The 16,081-nt window shown below is 68.7% G+C and carries 18 protein-coding genes and 1 tRNA gene; 14 read left to right on the top strand and 5 right to left on the bottom strand.

Annotated elements, in window-relative coordinates:
• Positions 1-75: 75 nt before the first annotated feature.
• Positions 76-252: a hypothetical protein gene (locus tag ACIBEJ_RS00685; protein WP_397180441.1), complete on the bottom strand. Its 177-nt coding sequence runs from the start codon at positions 250-252 to the stop codon at positions 76-78.
• Between the two features lie 673 nt (positions 253-925).
• The gene (gene ligD / locus ACIBEJ_RS00680) at positions 926-1,888 is read right to left on the bottom strand and encodes a non-homologous end-joining DNA ligase (RefSeq protein WP_397180440.1); all 963 of its coding nucleotides are present in this window, start codon (positions 1,886-1,888) and stop codon (positions 926-928) included.
• Positions 1,889-2,149: 261 nt separating this feature from the next.
• On the opposite strand from ligD, the gene ACIBEJ_RS00675 reads away from it, so the two are divergent.
• The 7 genes from ACIBEJ_RS00675 (at position 2,150) to ACIBEJ_RS00645 (ending at position 7,867) form a co-directional block, all read left to right on the top strand.
• Positions 2,150-2,223, top strand: a tRNA-OTHER gene (locus tag ACIBEJ_RS00675).
• A gap of 46 nt (positions 2,224-2,269) precedes the next feature.
• Entirely contained in the window at positions 2,270-2,815 is a 546-nt protein-coding gene (locus ACIBEJ_RS00670) for a hypothetical protein (protein ID WP_397180439.1), read from the top strand.
• Positions 2,816-2,845: 30 nt separating this feature from the next.
• Complete coding sequence (locus ACIBEJ_RS00665; protein WP_397180438.1) at positions 2,846-4,189, top strand: hypothetical protein; 1,344 nt, start codon at positions 2,846-2,848, stop codon at positions 4,187-4,189.
• Positions 4,186-5,193: a ParB N-terminal domain-containing protein gene (locus tag ACIBEJ_RS00660; RefSeq protein WP_397180437.1), complete on the top strand. Its 1,008-nt coding sequence runs from the start codon at positions 4,186-4,188 to the stop codon at positions 5,191-5,193. The genes ACIBEJ_RS00665 and ACIBEJ_RS00660 overlap by 4 nt, the downstream gene beginning before the upstream one ends.
• A 6-nt stretch (positions 5,194-5,199) precedes the next feature.
• On the top strand, positions 5,200-5,901 hold the full coding sequence (locus ACIBEJ_RS00655) for a hypothetical protein (RefSeq protein ID WP_397180436.1): 702 nt from the start codon (positions 5,200-5,202) through the stop codon (positions 5,899-5,901).
• Positions 5,898-7,475, top strand: a complete 1,578-nt coding sequence (locus ACIBEJ_RS00650) for a terminase large subunit domain-containing protein (protein WP_397180435.1) — start codon at positions 5,898-5,900, stop codon at positions 7,473-7,475. The genes ACIBEJ_RS00655 and ACIBEJ_RS00650 overlap by 4 nt, the downstream gene beginning before the upstream one ends.
• A gap of 164 nt (positions 7,476-7,639) precedes the next feature.
• Positions 7,640-7,867: a hypothetical protein gene (locus ACIBEJ_RS00645; protein ID WP_397180434.1), complete on the top strand. Its 228-nt coding sequence runs from the start codon at positions 7,640-7,642 to the stop codon at positions 7,865-7,867.
• Positions 7,868-7,954: 87 nt separating this feature from the next.
• Here ACIBEJ_RS00645 and ACIBEJ_RS00640 read toward each other — a convergent pair whose 3' ends face one another.
• Both ACIBEJ_RS00640 and ACIBEJ_RS00635 read right to left on the bottom strand, forming a co-directional pair.
• Positions 7,955-8,626, bottom strand: a complete 672-nt coding sequence (locus tag ACIBEJ_RS00640; RefSeq protein ID WP_397180433.1) for a zinc ribbon domain-containing protein — start codon at positions 8,624-8,626, stop codon at positions 7,955-7,957.
• Positions 8,627-8,869: 243 nt separating this feature from the next.
• Positions 8,870-9,349, bottom strand: coding sequence for a hypothetical protein (locus ACIBEJ_RS00635; RefSeq protein ID WP_397180432.1), 480 nt, complete (start codon positions 9,347-9,349; stop codon positions 8,870-8,872).
• A 198-nt stretch (positions 9,350-9,547) separates the two neighbouring features.
• On the opposite strand from ACIBEJ_RS00635, the gene ACIBEJ_RS00630 reads away from it, so the two are divergent.
• From ACIBEJ_RS00630 to ACIBEJ_RS00615, 4 genes are all read left to right on the top strand, one after another.
• Entirely contained in the window at positions 9,548-10,573 is a 1,026-nt protein-coding gene (locus tag ACIBEJ_RS00630; RefSeq protein ID WP_397180431.1) for an integrase, read from the top strand.
• 87 nt (positions 10,574-10,660) lie between these two features.
• On the top strand, positions 10,661-11,266 hold the full coding sequence (locus tag ACIBEJ_RS00625) for a hypothetical protein (protein ID WP_397180430.1): 606 nt from the start codon (positions 10,661-10,663) through the stop codon (positions 11,264-11,266).
• 35 nt (positions 11,267-11,301) lie between these two features.
• Positions 11,302-11,694 (top strand): hypothetical protein, encoded by a 393-nt coding sequence (locus ACIBEJ_RS00620; protein WP_397180429.1) that lies wholly within the window; start codon positions 11,302-11,304, stop codon positions 11,692-11,694.
• Between the two features lie 201 nt (positions 11,695-11,895).
• Positions 11,896-12,903 (top strand): NAD-dependent epimerase/dehydratase family protein, encoded by a 1,008-nt coding sequence (locus ACIBEJ_RS00615; RefSeq protein WP_397180428.1) that lies wholly within the window; start codon positions 11,896-11,898, stop codon positions 12,901-12,903.
• On the opposite strand, the gene ACIBEJ_RS00610 is transcribed toward ACIBEJ_RS00615, so the two are convergent.
• Positions 12,848-14,263, bottom strand: a complete 1,416-nt coding sequence (locus ACIBEJ_RS00610; protein WP_397180427.1) for a hypothetical protein — start codon at positions 14,261-14,263, stop codon at positions 12,848-12,850. The two genes, ACIBEJ_RS00615 and ACIBEJ_RS00610, sit on opposite strands and share 56 nt — an antisense overlap.
• 246 nt (positions 14,264-14,509) lie before the next feature.
• On the opposite strand from ACIBEJ_RS00610, the gene ACIBEJ_RS00605 reads away from it, so the two are divergent.
• Genes ACIBEJ_RS00605 through ACIBEJ_RS00595 form a run of 3 tightly spaced genes read left to right on the top strand, consistent with a single transcriptional unit; the run spans position 14,510 to position 15,922 of the window.
• The gene (locus tag ACIBEJ_RS00605) at positions 14,510-15,304 is read left to right on the top strand and encodes an SAM-dependent methyltransferase (RefSeq protein WP_397180426.1); all 795 of its coding nucleotides are present in this window, start codon (positions 14,510-14,512) and stop codon (positions 15,302-15,304) included.
• A 4-nt stretch (positions 15,305-15,308) separates the two neighbouring features.
• Positions 15,309-15,617, top strand: coding sequence for a hypothetical protein (locus ACIBEJ_RS00600; RefSeq protein ID WP_397180425.1), 309 nt, complete (start codon positions 15,309-15,311; stop codon positions 15,615-15,617).
• Positions 15,614-15,922 (top strand): hypothetical protein, encoded by a 309-nt coding sequence (locus ACIBEJ_RS00595; protein WP_397180424.1) that lies wholly within the window; start codon positions 15,614-15,616, stop codon positions 15,920-15,922. The genes ACIBEJ_RS00600 and ACIBEJ_RS00595 overlap by 4 nt, the downstream gene beginning before the upstream one ends.
• The last annotated feature ends 159 nt before the right edge of the window (positions 15,923-16,081 follow it).

The raw sequence follows: 16,081 nt of genomic DNA, 5'->3' as shown, positions 1-16,081 counted from the left end.
TACGTCGGTGGACCTGAAAATCTGTTAGGGGGCTTGGCGCTGACCACGCCGCGAGCAGACCTCCGCCGGTCCGAGCTACACGTGGATCTCGATCGCGCAGAGCGGCGGCAGTTGCCGCAGGATGACCAACACGATCACGAGCAGGGCGGCCCCAGCAGCCGCAGTCCACGGATGGACCCTCTCCCCAGGTATCGTGATGCAGCGAGCGAGAGCCTCGGTCAGGTCGAAGGTCGAGGGCAAAACGATCTCCATGGACTTCCACCTCTCGGTTGGCGAGCCGACCGGACACCAGCGCCGTGACCTAGCATGGAGAGTGACTAGTCCGCCGAGCAGGCCGTGCCCTGATGTCCGGCCGGTTTCGCTGCCCGCCCCTGGGGCTTCTCCCTGGGGGCTCGGGCATTTCCTCCAGTATCGATGACAGGCGGACGATTCACGCGGATGAGTTTCTGCGCACACCCCCTTCCCTGACTCCTAGGACAAGGTCCGCATGGGGCTGGAGACTTAGCATGTACTAAGCGTTTCCGCAGGTCAAAGGTGCATCCATTTAGCGCCTGTGTCGAACGCCATTTGATAGATCTCGGCAGAAAGCGCGAAGAACGTTTGCGGAATAGTTGAACGAGTCTCGAGCTGCGCTTTCATCGTCTGCGCTCCCTCTCACGTGGTTCCTTTGAATCACAAAGATCCCGCCCATTCGTGCGTCTGCGACGGTCGGCCCATGCCCGCGAATCGCCGCTTCCAGCACGCTCCGCTTGTTCTCTCGCCCTCCCTCCGAGAGCCCGCCGGAGGGCCTAGATGATCGCGAAAACTGTCTCCCAGCGGTCAGGTTCAGCTGTCCATCTGGTTACGGTGAACCGACCTCTAGAGAGGGTGTGGGCTGCCAGCTGGACCGGGTTCGGCGGGCGTCGCGGGACTTGGCTGCGCCTCGTTAACCCACGTCCCGGAACCGCCTGGGCGCGACGTCTGCGGCATCTCGGTCGGGCCGAAGCCCTCGCCATGACGGATGGCGGAGGTGACCGTCGGCAGTCCACTCATGGAAGCGCACCTCGCCGACAAGTTCCGGCCGCACCCAGTGCGCGGCCTTCGCCCGTACGGCAGGCACCGGACCCGAGAACGGGCTGTGGCCCTGGGCAAGCGGCAACAACCGTTCCACGAGGTCGACGAGCATCGCCTCAGTGAACCCGGTCCCCACGTGCCCGACGTAGGTGAGCGCGCCAGCGCCATCCAAGACGCCCAGCAGGAGCGAGCCGACTTTGCTCGAACGGCGGCCTCCGCCTGACTGCCAGCCGCCGATGATGACCTCCGTGTGCTGTTCGTGCTTGACCTTCACCCAGTCGCCAGACCGGACGCCCGGCCGGTACGGGGAGGCGAGCCGCTTGCAGACAATGCCCTCCAAACCGAGCTCCGCGCTCGTGGCCAGGGCTTGCTCGGCATGATCTGGAAACCAGACCGGCACCTGCCAGCGCGGCCCCGGGCGGAGGATGGATTCCAGCAGCTCTCGGCGCTCGACGTACGGCATGCGCACCGCGGGAGTGGCGTTGACGTGAACGACGTCGAACACCATGAGGGTGACCGGCACCGATCGCACCAGCTCGGCCACGCGAGCGGAACGCCGAACATGCATGCGCTGCTGAAGGGTGGCGAACGAGACGCGGCCATTCGCGTCGAAGGCGACAAGCTCCCCGTCGAGAACGAGGTTGTGGCCGTCAACCGCACCGGCAAGCATCTGCATCTCGGGGAAGGACATGCTGACGTCGGCGCCGTTGCGCGATTGGAGTCTTACGCGGCCGTCCTCGACATAGGTCAAGGCACGCATGCCATCCCACTTCATCTCGGTCGCGAACGCATCAGCCTCGCCCGGCGGTGGCAGGACGCCCGCCCGAGCGATCATAGGTTGGTAGGCGGGTAGGCGTGACACTCCTCGGGGATACCCGAGCGGTCGTCATGGCCAGCCCGAAAGGACCCCTAAAGCTTGCCAAGACGGAACTCGTGAGGGCGTGTCGCCTGGTGCCCAGGGCGCATCCTCCGGACCACGGAGGTCGGCCTTGACGACACTCACTGCATGGGGACACTCATTTACTGTTCCCATGTGAGCAATCGGCTAGCATCAGCGGCGATCGGCTGCCTGTGCAGCGGCGTGGCCGATCGACCCGCGCCGGAGGTGTCAGCTCGCATTGCCCCTCTCCCGGAGGGGAGGTCCAGGTTCAAGTCCTGGCCGGCGCTCCACAGCAGCCGCTCCGCGAAGCTCGATCAACCTGCGGAGGGGACAACGGTGACCGACACCACCAGCCCGGCCGATCACCCGGCTGACGCCGCCGACGCCCGCCAGGCAGCCGCCGCCCTACACGCCGTGCCTGCCTGGATCGCCGGGGGCCATGGTCACGTCATCCCGATCGCCTCCGGTCGACGCACGCGCTGCGGCGGACCCCGGCACTGCCTTACCTGCCGCTCCGAACAGCGGCTCGTCATAGCGGCGGCCCGCCGCGACCCGAACGGCATCGACCCTTGCGAAGGTCCCGGCCGCTGCCGGGCCTGCCGGCGCGCGCTGATCGCCACGGGCGTGAACCTCACCCGCCACGAACTGCCCGACCAAGCCGACGCCATAGCACCGATCGAACCCCCTGCAGGCACGACGCCCCCTGCCGCGAGCGGCGTCCTCAATGCTCCACACGACTGCCGGATCCTCGGCCACGAATGGGACGTCACCGTGGTGCGCCTGCTCGACGGCGAGGTGCCGTACCGCGTCGAGTGCGTTCACCGCTGCAGCCACCCGACCTACGCAGTCGTCGCCGTCCCCGCAGGCCAGAGCGGCGCGTAACCCGCCCGCCCACTACGCCCGGAGTGATGCATGTTCCATGGTTCGATCCCGTCACCCCTCCGGTCAATCATCTACGAGCACGCCGGCACCTGGCCCGGCGAGGACATCTACGTCGGCTGCAGCGGCAACTTCACGATCGAGCGCGTCCTGCACGCCCGCTTCGGCGCCGACCGCCGAATCCACGGCAACGACGTCCAGGCCTACAGCTCGGCGCTCGGCTGGTGGCTGTCCGGCCAGCCCCTACCCTTCACCCTCCGGGAAGAGCACCAGGACGTCCTAGGCTGGCTCAGCCCCTTCCTGGAAGACTCCACAGACCTGCTCGCCACCCTCATGCTCGGCACCAGGTTCCTGCAGTGGGTCGGCAAGACCGGTCCGTACTACCGGCGGATGCTCGCCGCCACCCAGGACCAGTGGCCGCGCATGCACGACAAGACCGCGACCAAGCTGCGCAATCTCACCGTGCGGCTCGGCTCCTACTTCGCCGGCGACGTCCGCGACTACCTCACCCGCGTCGTACCCGCCGAAGCGCCCGTCGTCATGTTCCCCCCGTTCTACGGAGGGGACTACGAAGCCCAGTTCGCACCGATCGACGCCGCGTTCGACTGGCCCGCCCCCTCCTTCGACGAACTCGACGAAGACGGCAAAGAGCAGATCATCGCCCAAGTGCGCGACCGGCCCAACTGGATGCTCGGCCTCCACATCGAACGACCCGAACTGCGCTCCCAGCTCGCCGGCGTCGTCCAGACCGCCAACCGCGGCCTGCCCATCTACGTGTACGCCGCCTCCGGGCCACGCCGGATCGTCCGGCCCCGCCAGCCCGTCGCGACGATCCCCATGCCGAAGATCGGGCCCGACGACGAGCTCGGCGACCGCATGGCGCTCCACATCCTGACGGGCGGCCAGTTCGCTGCGATCCGCTCACAGTTCATGTCCAAGACGATCAAACCCGGGACGCCCCTGCTCGCGTGCGCCGTCTCCGTCGACGGCAAGGTGATCGGCGCGTTCGCGTTCCTGCCGCCCAAGTACGCACCTGACTGCGCCTACCTCATGTCCGACTTCCCGGTCTCCTGGACCCGCTACCGCCGCCTGGCCAAACTGATCGTGATGGCCGCGTCCACCAGGGAAGCGCAGCTCCTCCTGCAGCGCTCGCTGTCGCGCCGGATCGTCGCCTGGTCGACCACCGCGTTCACCGACCGGCCCAACTCCGCCAAGTACGGGCGCGGCATCCCCGGCGTTGTCCTGCAGAAACGGACCGAGCCGGCCGCAGACGGCGTCCACCGCTACCAGCTGCAGTACGGCGGCCCTCTCGGGGAGTGCACGCTCGCCGATGCTCTCGACCTGTGGAAGCGCAAGCACGGTAAGGACCAGCGATGACCGATAGCACGACCGCCACCACCACCGCGGCGACTGCCCCGGCCGCCGACGCCCTGCCCGATACGGCCGTCGCCGCCGTCAGCGCCACCCTGACCAAGCCCAGGCTCGTACCGCGTAACCCGGCCCAGCTCACCCGGCTCCCGGTGAACGCCCGTTTCATGAGGAAGGAGGAGTACGACCGGCTCGTCGCCAATATCCGCCGCGACGGCTGCCTCACCAGCGTCCCACTGATCTACTCCGGCGGAGAGTACGACGAGGGAGCCGAACTCATCCTGTCCGGCAACCACCGCTGCGACGCCGCGGTGGAAGCCGGCCTCGACGAGATCGACTGCATGGTCATCGAGGAGCAGCTGTCACCCCAGCAACTCGTCGCCCTCCAGCTGTCCCACAACGCCATCGCCGGAGAAGACGACCCCGCCACCCTCAAGCACCTGTACGACCAGCTCGACGACGTCGACTGGCGCGCCTACTCCGGCCTCGACGACGCCGACCTCCAGCTGCTGGCCGAAGTCCAGCCCGAGGGCTTGTCCGAAGCGAACCTCGACTTCGCCACCGTCCAGCTCATCTTCCTCCCGGCCGAGCTCGAAGCCGCCCGCTCCGCGTTCAACGAAGCCCGCTTCGGCCAGGACGAAACCTGGCTCGCCGCCCGCGCCGACTATGAGCAGAGCCTGGACACGCTCGCCTCCACCCACGCAGCCCACAAGGTCACCAACGTGGCCACCGCCCTGCACGCCATCCTCGCCATCGCCGAGCGCCACCTCACCGACCTCCAAGCCGGCTACACCACCCCCGATGGCGACCCCATCCACACCGGCAACGTCGGCCTCGAAACGATCGTCGGGGCCCGCACCCTGCCCGCCCCGGCCGCCATCACCATCAACAAAGCCATCGCCCGAGCACAAGGACTCGGCGAGATCCCCCGCGGGGAAGGGTGGAGACTCCTCGAACGGCTCGCAGGCGAATACCTCTCCGGCGCCAACTACCTCACCCCTGAGCTGGGATAACGCGTCATGAGCACGCTCAAGACCCTTCAGATGGACCCCACCATCGACCCCTGGGAACGCCAGCCCGGAGAGACCTCCGCTCGCTACGCCCAGTTCTGCGCCTACCGCGACCTCGGCCGGACCCGCACCCTGCGAAAGGCTGCGACGACCCTTACACGGGCCGACGCCTGGGTCCGCCAGGTGGCGGCGGCGAACTGGTGGCGCGATAGGGCCGAAGCGTACGACCGGCATCTGGACAAGCTGTACGAGCAGGCGTGGGTCGAAGAGCGTCGTAAGGCCGCCGAAGCGGACGCGAAGATCCTCGGCGCGGCAGTCGGGAAACTGGCCCAGCGGCTGCCGTCGCTGCGGGCCGACCAACTGTCGCCAGGCGACACGATTCGGCTGATGGACGTGGTGATGCGGCACCGGCGGGTGCTGTTCGGCGATCCACAGGCCACGATCGCGGTCACCGGCCCCGGCGGCGACCCCCTGTCGGTACGGCTGGCCGACTTCGAGGAACTCGCGCCGCAGGAGCGACGCCGACGCCTGTCGGAGCTGGCGGCCGCAGTCGCCCGGCGGGTGAGCGCGGCCGATGGTGACGATGACGAAGCCGTCTACCCGGCGTGGGAGAAGGAGGAGGCAACGACCGGCGACAGCCCAGCCGCGGACGCGCCAGACACGGGAGCGGAGCCGGCCCGGCCCGCAGGTGAGGGCGTCGGCCCGGCTTGACCAGCCGCGACCTGTCCAACGAGCTGGCCCATCTCGACGACGTCGAGCTGTACCGGCAGTTGGATGCCGCCCGGCGGGCCACCACCAAGGATCTGCTCGTCGACCCGGTGACGCTCGCCCGCGGCCTGGATCCGCTGTTCGTGATGCGCCCGCACATCTGGCTTATCGGCCAGGCGCTGGCGGGGGTTGAGCGGGGAGACTACGACCGGCTGCTGATCATCACGCCTCCGCAGTGCGGCAAGAGCACGCTGGTCGCCGAGTGGTTCCCGTTCTGGTGGCTGGCCCGATACCCGCGCGACCGGGTGGCGGTCACGTCCTACAGCGACGACCTGGCGCTCGCCCACGGTAAGAAGATCCGCGAGTACGTGACGGACTACGGCGGCGACTACGAGCTGCAGCTGAAGTCGGGATCGTCGGCGGCCCAGCACTGGGATCTCACCACCGGAGGCGGATGCCGGTCCGTCGCCATTGGCGCTGGCCTGACAGGCTTCTCGGTCAACCTTCTGGTCTTCGACGACCCGCACAAGGACCGAGCGGACGCGGAGTCACCCCGCGCACGCAAGGCGGTGCACGACTGGTACTCCTCGACCGCGTTGAAGCGTCTGCAGCCGGATCGCAACGCCGTGGTGGGAATCCAGACCCGCTGGCACGTGGACGACTGGGCGGGCCGCCGTCTGCAGGAGGAGGGCCGGGTGGAGGAGGGCGGACGGTGGAAGGTCGTGCATCTGCCGGCGATCGGCAACCCGACCAAGTTCGGGCCGGATCCGCTCGGTCGGCGCGACGGCGACCCGCTCACTCACCCGAAGATCGCCACGCGGGATCGAGCGGCGATGCTGGCCTGGTGGGCGGACATGAAGAGCACGTCGATCGTGCGGGACTGGCACGCGCTGGGCCAGGGTGACCCGCAGCCGTACGAGGGCGCGCTGGTGTCGGAGGAGCTGTTGCGGCTCATCCGCGACCCGGGCCTGCACGTGGAGCCGCAGAAGATCGCGGTCGCGATCGACCCGTCGGGCGGTGGTCGCGACACCGCCGGCGTCGTCGGCGGGTTCCTCGGCGATGACCAGCGGGTGTGGGTCACGCATGACCGGTCGGGCGTCATGTCGTCGGCCGACTGGTCCCTCGCGGCATGCCGGCTGGCCCATGAGATCGACGCCGCCGTGATCTACGTGGAGGTCAACTACGGCGGCGACATGTGTGAGCTGGCGATTCGCACCGCCTGGGAGCTGTTGCAGCGCGAAGGCGAGATCCCGAAGGGGAAGCTGCCGCCGATGGTGATCGCCGTACGGGCCAAGCAGGGCAAACTCCTGCGGGCGGAGCCCGTCGCCCAGCAGATGATCCAGGACCGGGTCCGGTTGCGCGGCACGTTCACGGACATGGAACGCGAGTGGGCGACGTGGATGCCGACCGACCCGATGTCGCCGGGCCGGATCGACGCGTCGGTGATCCTCGTCTACGGCCTTCTGCCCGAGGCGAACCAGGGGGCGATCGTCCACGCGCCGCTGGCTCAGCGGCCGAACCCTGCCCCGGGCGGTCAGGGGGCGGCGTCGTCCTACATGCGCAGCATCACCAGGTAGGAGAGGCTGCGACCGAGCTGGAGATGACACGGATGCCGCTTCCACACCCCCGAAATCACTGGTAGAACGCCCGTTTACCAGCACCAATGCTGTACAGACAAAAGCAAGGTATGCTATGATAATGATATAAATCAAGCGCCCATCACATCATCAGGAAGGCCATCATGAGCGCCAGCGTCGACAGCCGCATCAAGAAGCTCGCCGAGGACATCGCCTACACGATGGAGGTCGACGGGAAGTTCGCCGGCTTCAGCGACGCCGAGAAGAACCTGCTGAAGGTCATCGTCGAGAGCGGCAACAGCGACGTCTTCGAGGAGCTGATCACGAAGGCCGTGGACGGCGGCTGGAGCAACGGCGTCGACTACGAGAGGTCCAACAGCTTCATGAGCTGACGACAGCCCCGAGCCCCGGCCCGGGGCTTTTCCATGGCGCAGCACGGGCGCTTCGCCTGTCGTGAGCGGACATACCGCCTGAGTGCATCACCTTCTCGGGGCAACGGATGATCGCCAGGCGACCGACACGCGGGAGGTCACGTCTAGAACCCGGTCCGCATCCGTCAGGGGAACGATCGTCACGTGATCGGCCAGCAGTTCCACCAGCGCCCGCCGGATTCCCGGCTCGGCCTCCGCCCACCACATTTCCATGCTGTCCGGCCCGGCCTCCACGAAGTCCATGGCGCCCTGCCGCTCCAGCGCCGCAAGCAGCACCTCGCCCATCAGCTGAGGACTGTCGAGCAGCTCCAGCAGGCGAATCGTCACTTCCGTCTCCACGAGCCTGGCCGCCACACGGATCGCGCCGCAGCCATCTGCCGCGCATACGTACCGGGGGATCTGCGAGTGCGGCTCCAGCGTCAGCGTCGTCCCGCATCCACCGCACGTCAGCAGGCCTGTGAGCAAGTGCCCGCCGACCTCACCCTCGGTGTCGGCTGACCCCTGGTCGGTGAGTGTCCGGTGAAGCAGCCCGTCGGTGTTGCCTGTCACCGGCGCGCCATAGAAGGTGTCCCCGCCCAGCTTGCGCGCCAGCGCCTCCATCGCGGCCTGCTGGTCTTCGGGCGAGATGGGGAACTCGGATTCCGGTCGGCGCACATAGTGCGCCCGCTCGGGCCCCGGCTCCTCATGGCGGTCGGGGCGGTCGTTGTGACGGTCGGCCATCTCGCCTGCCTTACATCGGGGGCTTGCGCCCACCAGGCTAGAACACGCCGCCCAGAACGTCTCCGGATCGGGCCTGCTCCTGGTGGCAGGCCGTCATCGAACTCCACGGGACGCTCCCTGGCGCCGGAGCGGGGCTCCCCACCTCGTGGCGAGCGCCTAGGCGATTCGGTAATGTGTTCGATGCCGGGGTTCGCGCGTGGGGAAGCGTCGCGAACCCCGGCTTTTCCTCATCGCGCGGGCCGATCAGATCTCGAACCCTGTCCGGTCGTCGTCGTCCTCGTCAGCGCCCTCGTCGTCGTCCCCATGCTCGCGCTCGTACTCGCGCTGGAAACGGTCGGCCGCCTCCTGCAGCACCAGGTCTGCGAAGCGTGCGACGGGGATCGCGACCACTCCGACGAGCATGGTCAGCATGCTGATCCAGACCACGAACGCCGCCGGGATGGACAACCAGTCCGGCCCCTTCCAGAACAGGATGGTCAGCGCCGTCACCTCGCCGATGATGAAGGCGACGCAGAGCGTCGCGATGGTCGTCATGTAGGGGATGTTCGCCAGCTTGCGAAGCATCGTGCGGCCGGGGACTTCCAGGTGCGCCGCCTGCTGGACGTCGCGGTAGAGCCGTTCGGGGCGTCGCTGCAGAAGGAGGCCGCCCTCGACTGCCATGGCGACCAGAAGGGTCGGGAGAACCTGGGCAGTGGTCGAGTAGAACTGCTCGGTGCCGAACATGGCTCAAGATTCCCCGCTCGGCTCGGCTCGGTCCACCGCTTCGGGCCCTTAGGGAGAGCCGTAGCAGCGCCCAATATATAGGTGTGCTTTTAACAACCTGTGGCGTCCGATTGGGAGTGCGAGAGTTCGCCTGACTCTGCCTTTATACCCGCGATAAGATGCCTTATCGCGGGTACTCGACGGGGGCGGAGAAACCGGGTGGAACTCGTCAAATACGACGAACCGACTAACGGGCTCGTGCAAGCCGGAACTGTTTATACCGACGCGGACTACGCAATTAGTGACAGTACGCGGTTGCGGCTTGCCGACAGCTCCCCGGCCAACACCCGCCGCGCCTACACCCGGCAGTGGACGCAGTTCACCGAGTGGTGCGCGCAACCCGGCGCGATCCGGATCCCGCTTCCTGCGACCCCGCAGACGTATGCCGACTACGTCAGCCACCTCGCCGACACCGGCTACGCCCCCTCGACCATCGAACAGGCAATGGGCGCCATCCGCTCCTGCCACACCGCGGCCGGATACGAAGGCCGACCTGAAAGCCGCGCCGCCCTGCTCGTGCTGCGCCAGTACAAGCGCCAGCGCGCCGAGAACGGGCAGAACCAGCAGAAGGAAGCGCCGCCGGTCACCGTCCCCATCCTTCAGGCGATGGTCGACTCCTGCCCCCAAGACACCCTGATCGGCATCCGTGACCGGCTCGTCCTCGTGCTCGGCCTGGCCCTCATGGGCCGCCGCTCCGAACTGGTCGCCCTCAACCGGCCCGACGTCACCGTGGTCCCCGACGGCCTTGAGGTGGCGCTCCGCACCAGCAAGACCGACAAGGACAGCCTCGGCACCATCATCGCCATCCCGCGCGGAAGCCATCCGCTCACCGACCCGGTCAGCGCACTCCTCGCCTGGACGGACGCCATCGACGCTGCCGGTCACCACGACGGTCGGCTGCTGCGCCGCCTGTACGTGCACGACACCATCGGCACCAAGCTCGGCGGCGACTCCATCAACGAAATCGTCCGCGCCGCCGCCATCCGCGCTGACGTGCCGCGCGCCGACGAGTACACCGCGCACAGCCTGCGCGCTGGTGGCGCCACCATCGCGTACGCGGCCGGCGTGCCCATCTCGATCATCGCAAAGCACGGCCGCTGGGCCATCAACTCGCCGGTCCTGCTGCGCTACATCCGCGCCGTCGACCGCTGGCGCGACAACGCCATGCGCAATGTCGGCCTGTAGAGCACCAAGCAAGAAGGTGCGGCCCGCCGCGCTCGGATGCGAACATGGCCGCGGGCCAACCTGCCCGACCGACCGTAGGAGTGCCTCATGACCGCGGACCACCCGCACACCGTGCGCTGCTGGGCGCTGTATGCCCGCGCGGCCGACCAAGGCACCGTGCGAACCCGACTCGCGGAGCTACGTGCGCACGTCGAGGGCGAGGAAGAGGGCGTTGTGATCGCCGAGTGCTACGACGTAGGCCAGCCCGGCCGCGGCCTGGACGCGCTCACCGCCGTGGTACGAGCCGCTGGCGTCGACGCCGTGCTCACCGACGCAGAGGCGAGGTTCGGCCGCTCGCGCTCGCCCCTGCTCAATGTCGCCCAGGACGCTGGCGTGGAGATCCACACGCTGGAGGCGATCCTCGCGGCCAGCGGCACCCACCTCCCGGACGACCTGAAGGAGCAACTCCAGGGCGTTTTCGCCGGAGCCGGCCCAGACGAGCTGGGCGAGCGGTCTCCCGCGTGGTTCCACGACGGGACGCTCTCCGCGGCCCGCGGACTGATGAGGCAGGCGCAGTTCGAGCTGGACGAGTCGATGGCCGACAGCCCACCCGGCTTCGGAGTCGCGCCGGGCGTGGTCCAGGCGCGCATCAACGCGGCGCGAGCCGAACGCGTCTTCGCCGAGACGCTGGTCGAGCTGCTGCGCACCACCTGACCTGGCCGTTACGACGACGGATAGCGAGCGAGCGAATGGCTGAGGGAAGTCCATACGAGAGGTGGAAGGAGATCGAGTCCGTCGAGGAGTTCGATCTCCTGCCCGAGCACGTCACGCTGTTGCGCCGAGCTCACTTCGAGTGGGGAGGCCACCGTTGGGTGGGCGGACCCGCCCTGCACTCCAAACGCCCGTTTGGAAACCACGGTGGTGGTGAGCCGTACAGCGACGTGAACGTGGACATGGCCGCGATCCTCGACGGCCGCACCGACGGCGCCTATGAAGAGGACCGGGAAGAGCGGTACACGCAGTTGCTCGGAGAACTGCCCCTTGCGTTGGAGATCGTGCTCCAGTCCGGCAGCTTCGAGCCAGGCCGCTACCTGCGACCGCGAGGCGGAGACACCTGGCAGCGCTCCTCCCCGCCGCGGTGACAAGTAGCCCGCCTGATCGCCACCGGCCGGGGTACCGGGTAGATGGACGGTGACCGACCTCCGGCGGGCGCTCACCAGGGCGGGTAGCTGACGGGCCTACACCGCGGCGGCAGGCGCGCGCCCGGCCAGATCCGCGCCGAACCCCACCACCTGTGATCTTCGGCCCTGGCGGTCACCGCCAGGATGCGCCAGGATCGGGGCATGCGACTGCTGATCCTCGGCGGCGGATGGTTCCTCGGATACGCGCTGTCCGAGCTCGCCCGCGATCACGGCCATCACGTCACCACCTTCAGCCGGGGGCAGTCCGGCCAGGACGTGCCTGGCGTCCGTCACCTTCGCGGCGACCGCACCCGAGCAGACGACATGGAAGAACTCGCTCGCGGCGGGCCATGGGATGCCGTCATCGATACCAGCGGCATGACGCCCGAGATGCTGCAGCACTCCGCGTCCGCGCTGGCCAAGGCCACCGACACCTACGTGTACATCTCGACGGTCAACGTCTACCGCGGCTGGCCACGAGAGCCCCTGAACGAGGCCTCGCCGCTGCGGACCTACAGCCTGGAAGGCCCGCCGGGAGAGAGCGGCCCTGACGCGTACGGCAGGCAGAAGGTCGGCTGCGAGCTGGCAGTCACCGAAGCGTTCGCGGACCGGGCCGCGCTCCTGCGCCCGGGAGTGATCATTGGTCCGCGCGAGTACGTCGGCCGCATCCCCTGGTGGCTGGCCCGGCTGGCCCGGGGCGGCCGCGTCTTGGCGCCGGGCACGCCCACCTGGCCGATCCAGCCAATCGACGTGCGGGACGTGGCCCAGTTCGCGATCGAGGTGGCCGAGCGCCGCCGTACGGGGGCATTCAACCTTGCCGCCCCCGTGGGCGGATCATCCTTCGGTGACCTGCTGCAGGCGTGCACGCACGTCACGGGCAGCCGTGCCGATCTCACGTGGGTCGACCACGAGTTCCTCATCAGGCGCGGGGTACGCGAATGGGTCGAGCTGCCCCTGTGGCGCCCGTACGCGGGAACCTGGCGGGTGGATGCCGCCCGCGCCCGCGCGGCGGGCCTGCGGTGCCGGCCGCTGGCCGAGTCGGTGGCCGACACGTGGGCGTGGCTTCAAGCAGGCGGGCAGCCGGTCGACCATGGCCGGGCGGCTGAGCTTGGCATCACGGCAGAGCGAGAGGCGGAGCTCCTGGCAGCATGGGACGAGCAGCCTCGCTGACCACCACCGCCGGGAGCGCCCGCATCGTGCTTCCTTCGGCGAACGCGTTCACGGTGTCCTTGAGCTGCCGCCCCGTCCTGGTGGACACGCCCACCAGGAGAACCTTGAGGCCGCCGAGCCGGTGGAGCACGGGAAAAGACCGCATGTTCGGCGACAGGCTCATCGCCTGATCGAGGTACTCACGAGCGCTGGCCAGGTCACCGAGCAGCACGTGCGTCGTGGCCAGCTCGATCCCGATCTGCGCTTCCACTATCGGGGAGCGCTCGTCGGCCGGTTCGGCCCGGATCAGCGTGAGGGCCTGCTGGGCGTAGAGGAGGACTTGGCCGGTGAAGCTCCGCGCTTCGGCGGGGTCAACGTCGGCGCCGAGCGTGCGCATCAGCTGGAGTAGCGCGGTCGCGGCCGAACGCGCCTGGCGGGCCTCGTCCCAGCAGAAGACGCCACCGATCGAGCGGAGGTCGTCGTCCTCCGCCGCCGCCCGAGCCTGGGCGGCGATACGGATGGAGCGGATCGTGAGGTCGGTGTTGCCCACGTGCGACCAGGCGCGGGCAGCGACGCTGTAGACGCGGGCGGCGGTCAGCCCGGTAGGGCGCAGCTCTTCGGCGCGCTGGATGGCCTTGACCGCGTCGCGGGGCTGACCGGCCCAGTAGGAGCTGGACGCGATGAGCCCTCTGGCGTGGATGGCGAGTGGCCCATGGTCGATGGACGCGGCGTAGGCGCCGGCCGCGCGGGCGTGTTCGCGGGCCATCGTGTGTTGTCCGAGGTCGATGCACGCTTCGGCCAGCAGCGCGCTAAGGATCCCGGCCAGGAAGTTCAGCTCGGTCAGCTGGTCGGGCCGCCGCGTCTGGCTCATCCGCGCGTTCACCTGGCCGCGGATGGCGACCAGCTCGGGGAAGACGACGGCGGGCGGGCGCAGCAGGAACGTGCGGGCCAGGCGGGACACATCGTCGTGGAGCTGCCCCAGCGTGGCTTCGCCCAGCGCGAGCTCAACGTCGGCGGCGGCCTGCCTGGACTGGTCGGCGGCATCGCGCATCAGCTCGTACAGCCCTTCGGCGCGGTGGGCGGTGTATCCGTGGTTGTCGGCGGTGGGAGCGTCATCGGCTGGCCGTGCTGGGCCGGGCGGAGGCGCTGGGCTGAACAGCTCGCGGGCTGGTCTGCCGAAGATGTGGGCCAAGACGTCGCGGGAGCGCGGATGCGGCCCCTTCTTCAGGGACCCGGACAGCCAGCGATCCCACTGCCGCGGGCTGAGTGTGAGGTCGCGGTGACCCAGCTCGTTCGCAACCTCGCGGAAAACTTGGGAGAAGCGGGTGTAGTTGATCAGGTCGCGGTCCTCGGCGAGGCTGCGGAGCACGCTCACTTCCACGCTGGTCCTCCCGTGCGGCCGCGACGCGCTTTCGCACCACGCTAGATCCGCCGGACGGTCGTGGGAAGCGGAACGGCACTGCCGACGAAAGAAGGCGCCGAAACGGCGGCGAAAGGGCAGGGAAAAGTCGCGAGAGAGGCGCCGATACGGCGTGGCAATGGGCGGCGTGACCAGCCACGATGCTGATCACGCCCAGCTCAGAAGGGCTATCCGATCAGCTCTGCGGCTTCTGCCACGGGAGGCATCATGTCCACGGCTGCGTCCGGCCCGCCGCCGACCATCCCTGGCGTCTACAACGACCTCTTGGAGGGCAGGGACAACACAGCCGCCGAGCGCGATCTCGCCGACCAGCTGTTGAAGCTGCTGCCGCGGTTGAGAAAGGCGGCCCTGGCCAACGCGAGGTTCATCCGCCGGGCGGTCGACGTGGTGGCGGGCCACGGCGTCGCTCAGTTCATCGACCTCGGCTGCGGCCTGCCCACACCGGATGCCGCCTCCGTGCTGGAGGTCGTCAGCCGTCACCACGAAGACACGAAGGTCGTCTACGTCGACATCGACCCCAAGGTGGCGGTGCACTGCCGCGCGCTCCTGCGGAGTCCCGGGCGATCGCTCATGCTGGAGGACGACGCCCGCGAGGTGGACGTCGTGCTCGGGCATGCCGCCCAGCTGCTCGACCTGAGCAAGCCCGTGGGGCTCATTGCTGCCGCGTTGCTGCACTTCTGGCAGGACGACGCTCAGCCAGGTGAGGTCCTGCAGCGCTACGCCCGAGCCTTGGCGCCCGGCAGCTACCTGGTCCTCACGCACGCATGCGGTGACAAGCTTCGTCCCGCCGACCTGGCCGCCGCCGTGGCGGCCTACTCCCGCACCCAGAGCCCGATCTACCCTCGCTCCGCCGAAGCCATCAAGGGCCTGCTCGCCGGGATGGACGTGCTCGATCCCGGCCTCGTCGAAGCGTCGCAGTGGCGGCCGGACGACCTCCCCGAAGAGGTCGGGGATGCCCAATTCCTCGCCGCGGTGGCCCGGCTCGATGGGGAGGGCAGGTAGAAGCATGGCGCGTAAGCTCGCCTGCTACGACCCGAAGTGCTTGACGAACTGCCGGACGGACCCCAACGCCGAGACGATCACGTGGGGGTCGGCCGACGACACCGGCCGGTTTGACCGCGAGCCTCGCGTCGTGGCGATGACGTGCCCGTGCGGGGATGTCTGGTTTGAGCAGGTGGCGATCGCGGGCCTGTACTGGATCCGTCGCATCGAGCGGTCCGGTCCAGACGACGTGAAGGTGTCGGAGACCGACGCGAGCAGCGCCGACGAGGTCGCAGCCCTCTGGGAGAAGATCACATCGGGGAAGACGCGATGATGCCGCTGCTCGCCCCGGCCTCCAGCCGCTACTCCCTGCCGTACGAGCTGTTGGACGCCTCGACCGCCGCCGAGCAGCTGCGGACGCAGCTGACGACCGTCCATCGAGTCAACGCCACCGCCCACGCTGGAGACGGCGTCGCGGTGGTCCTCATCGAGAACGTGACCGCCTGGAGCGACGGGGAATTTTGGTGGTGGTGGTCGGGACGGACCCGCCGGGACGGCCGGCGAGTTTACGCATGCTGTCCCGCGGTCAACGCGGCGACGGCGGCGCGCCTGATCGTTCAGCACCTCACGTCCCGGTGAGCTCCGGCGACCGTGGACCCGAACGTCCGTTGATAGGGCCACCGACGCGCGGAGGAGCCCTGTCCGCGCATGCAGGCGCGCCAGCCGAGCCACGTGGTCGAGCGGCCCCGGGCCTCCGGCCAAAGCCAGGTATGACCCCTCCGGACGTTGTGGGCAGGC

Origin of the sequence: Nonomuraea sp. NPDC050790, from assembly GCF_044456745.1 — a bacterium.
Classification (GTDB): Bacteria; Actinomycetota; Actinomycetes; order Streptosporangiales; family Streptosporangiaceae; genus Nonomuraea.
The sequence above is the reverse complement of the archived record's forward strand: the minus strand, read 5'-3'. Positions and strand labels throughout refer to the sequence as shown.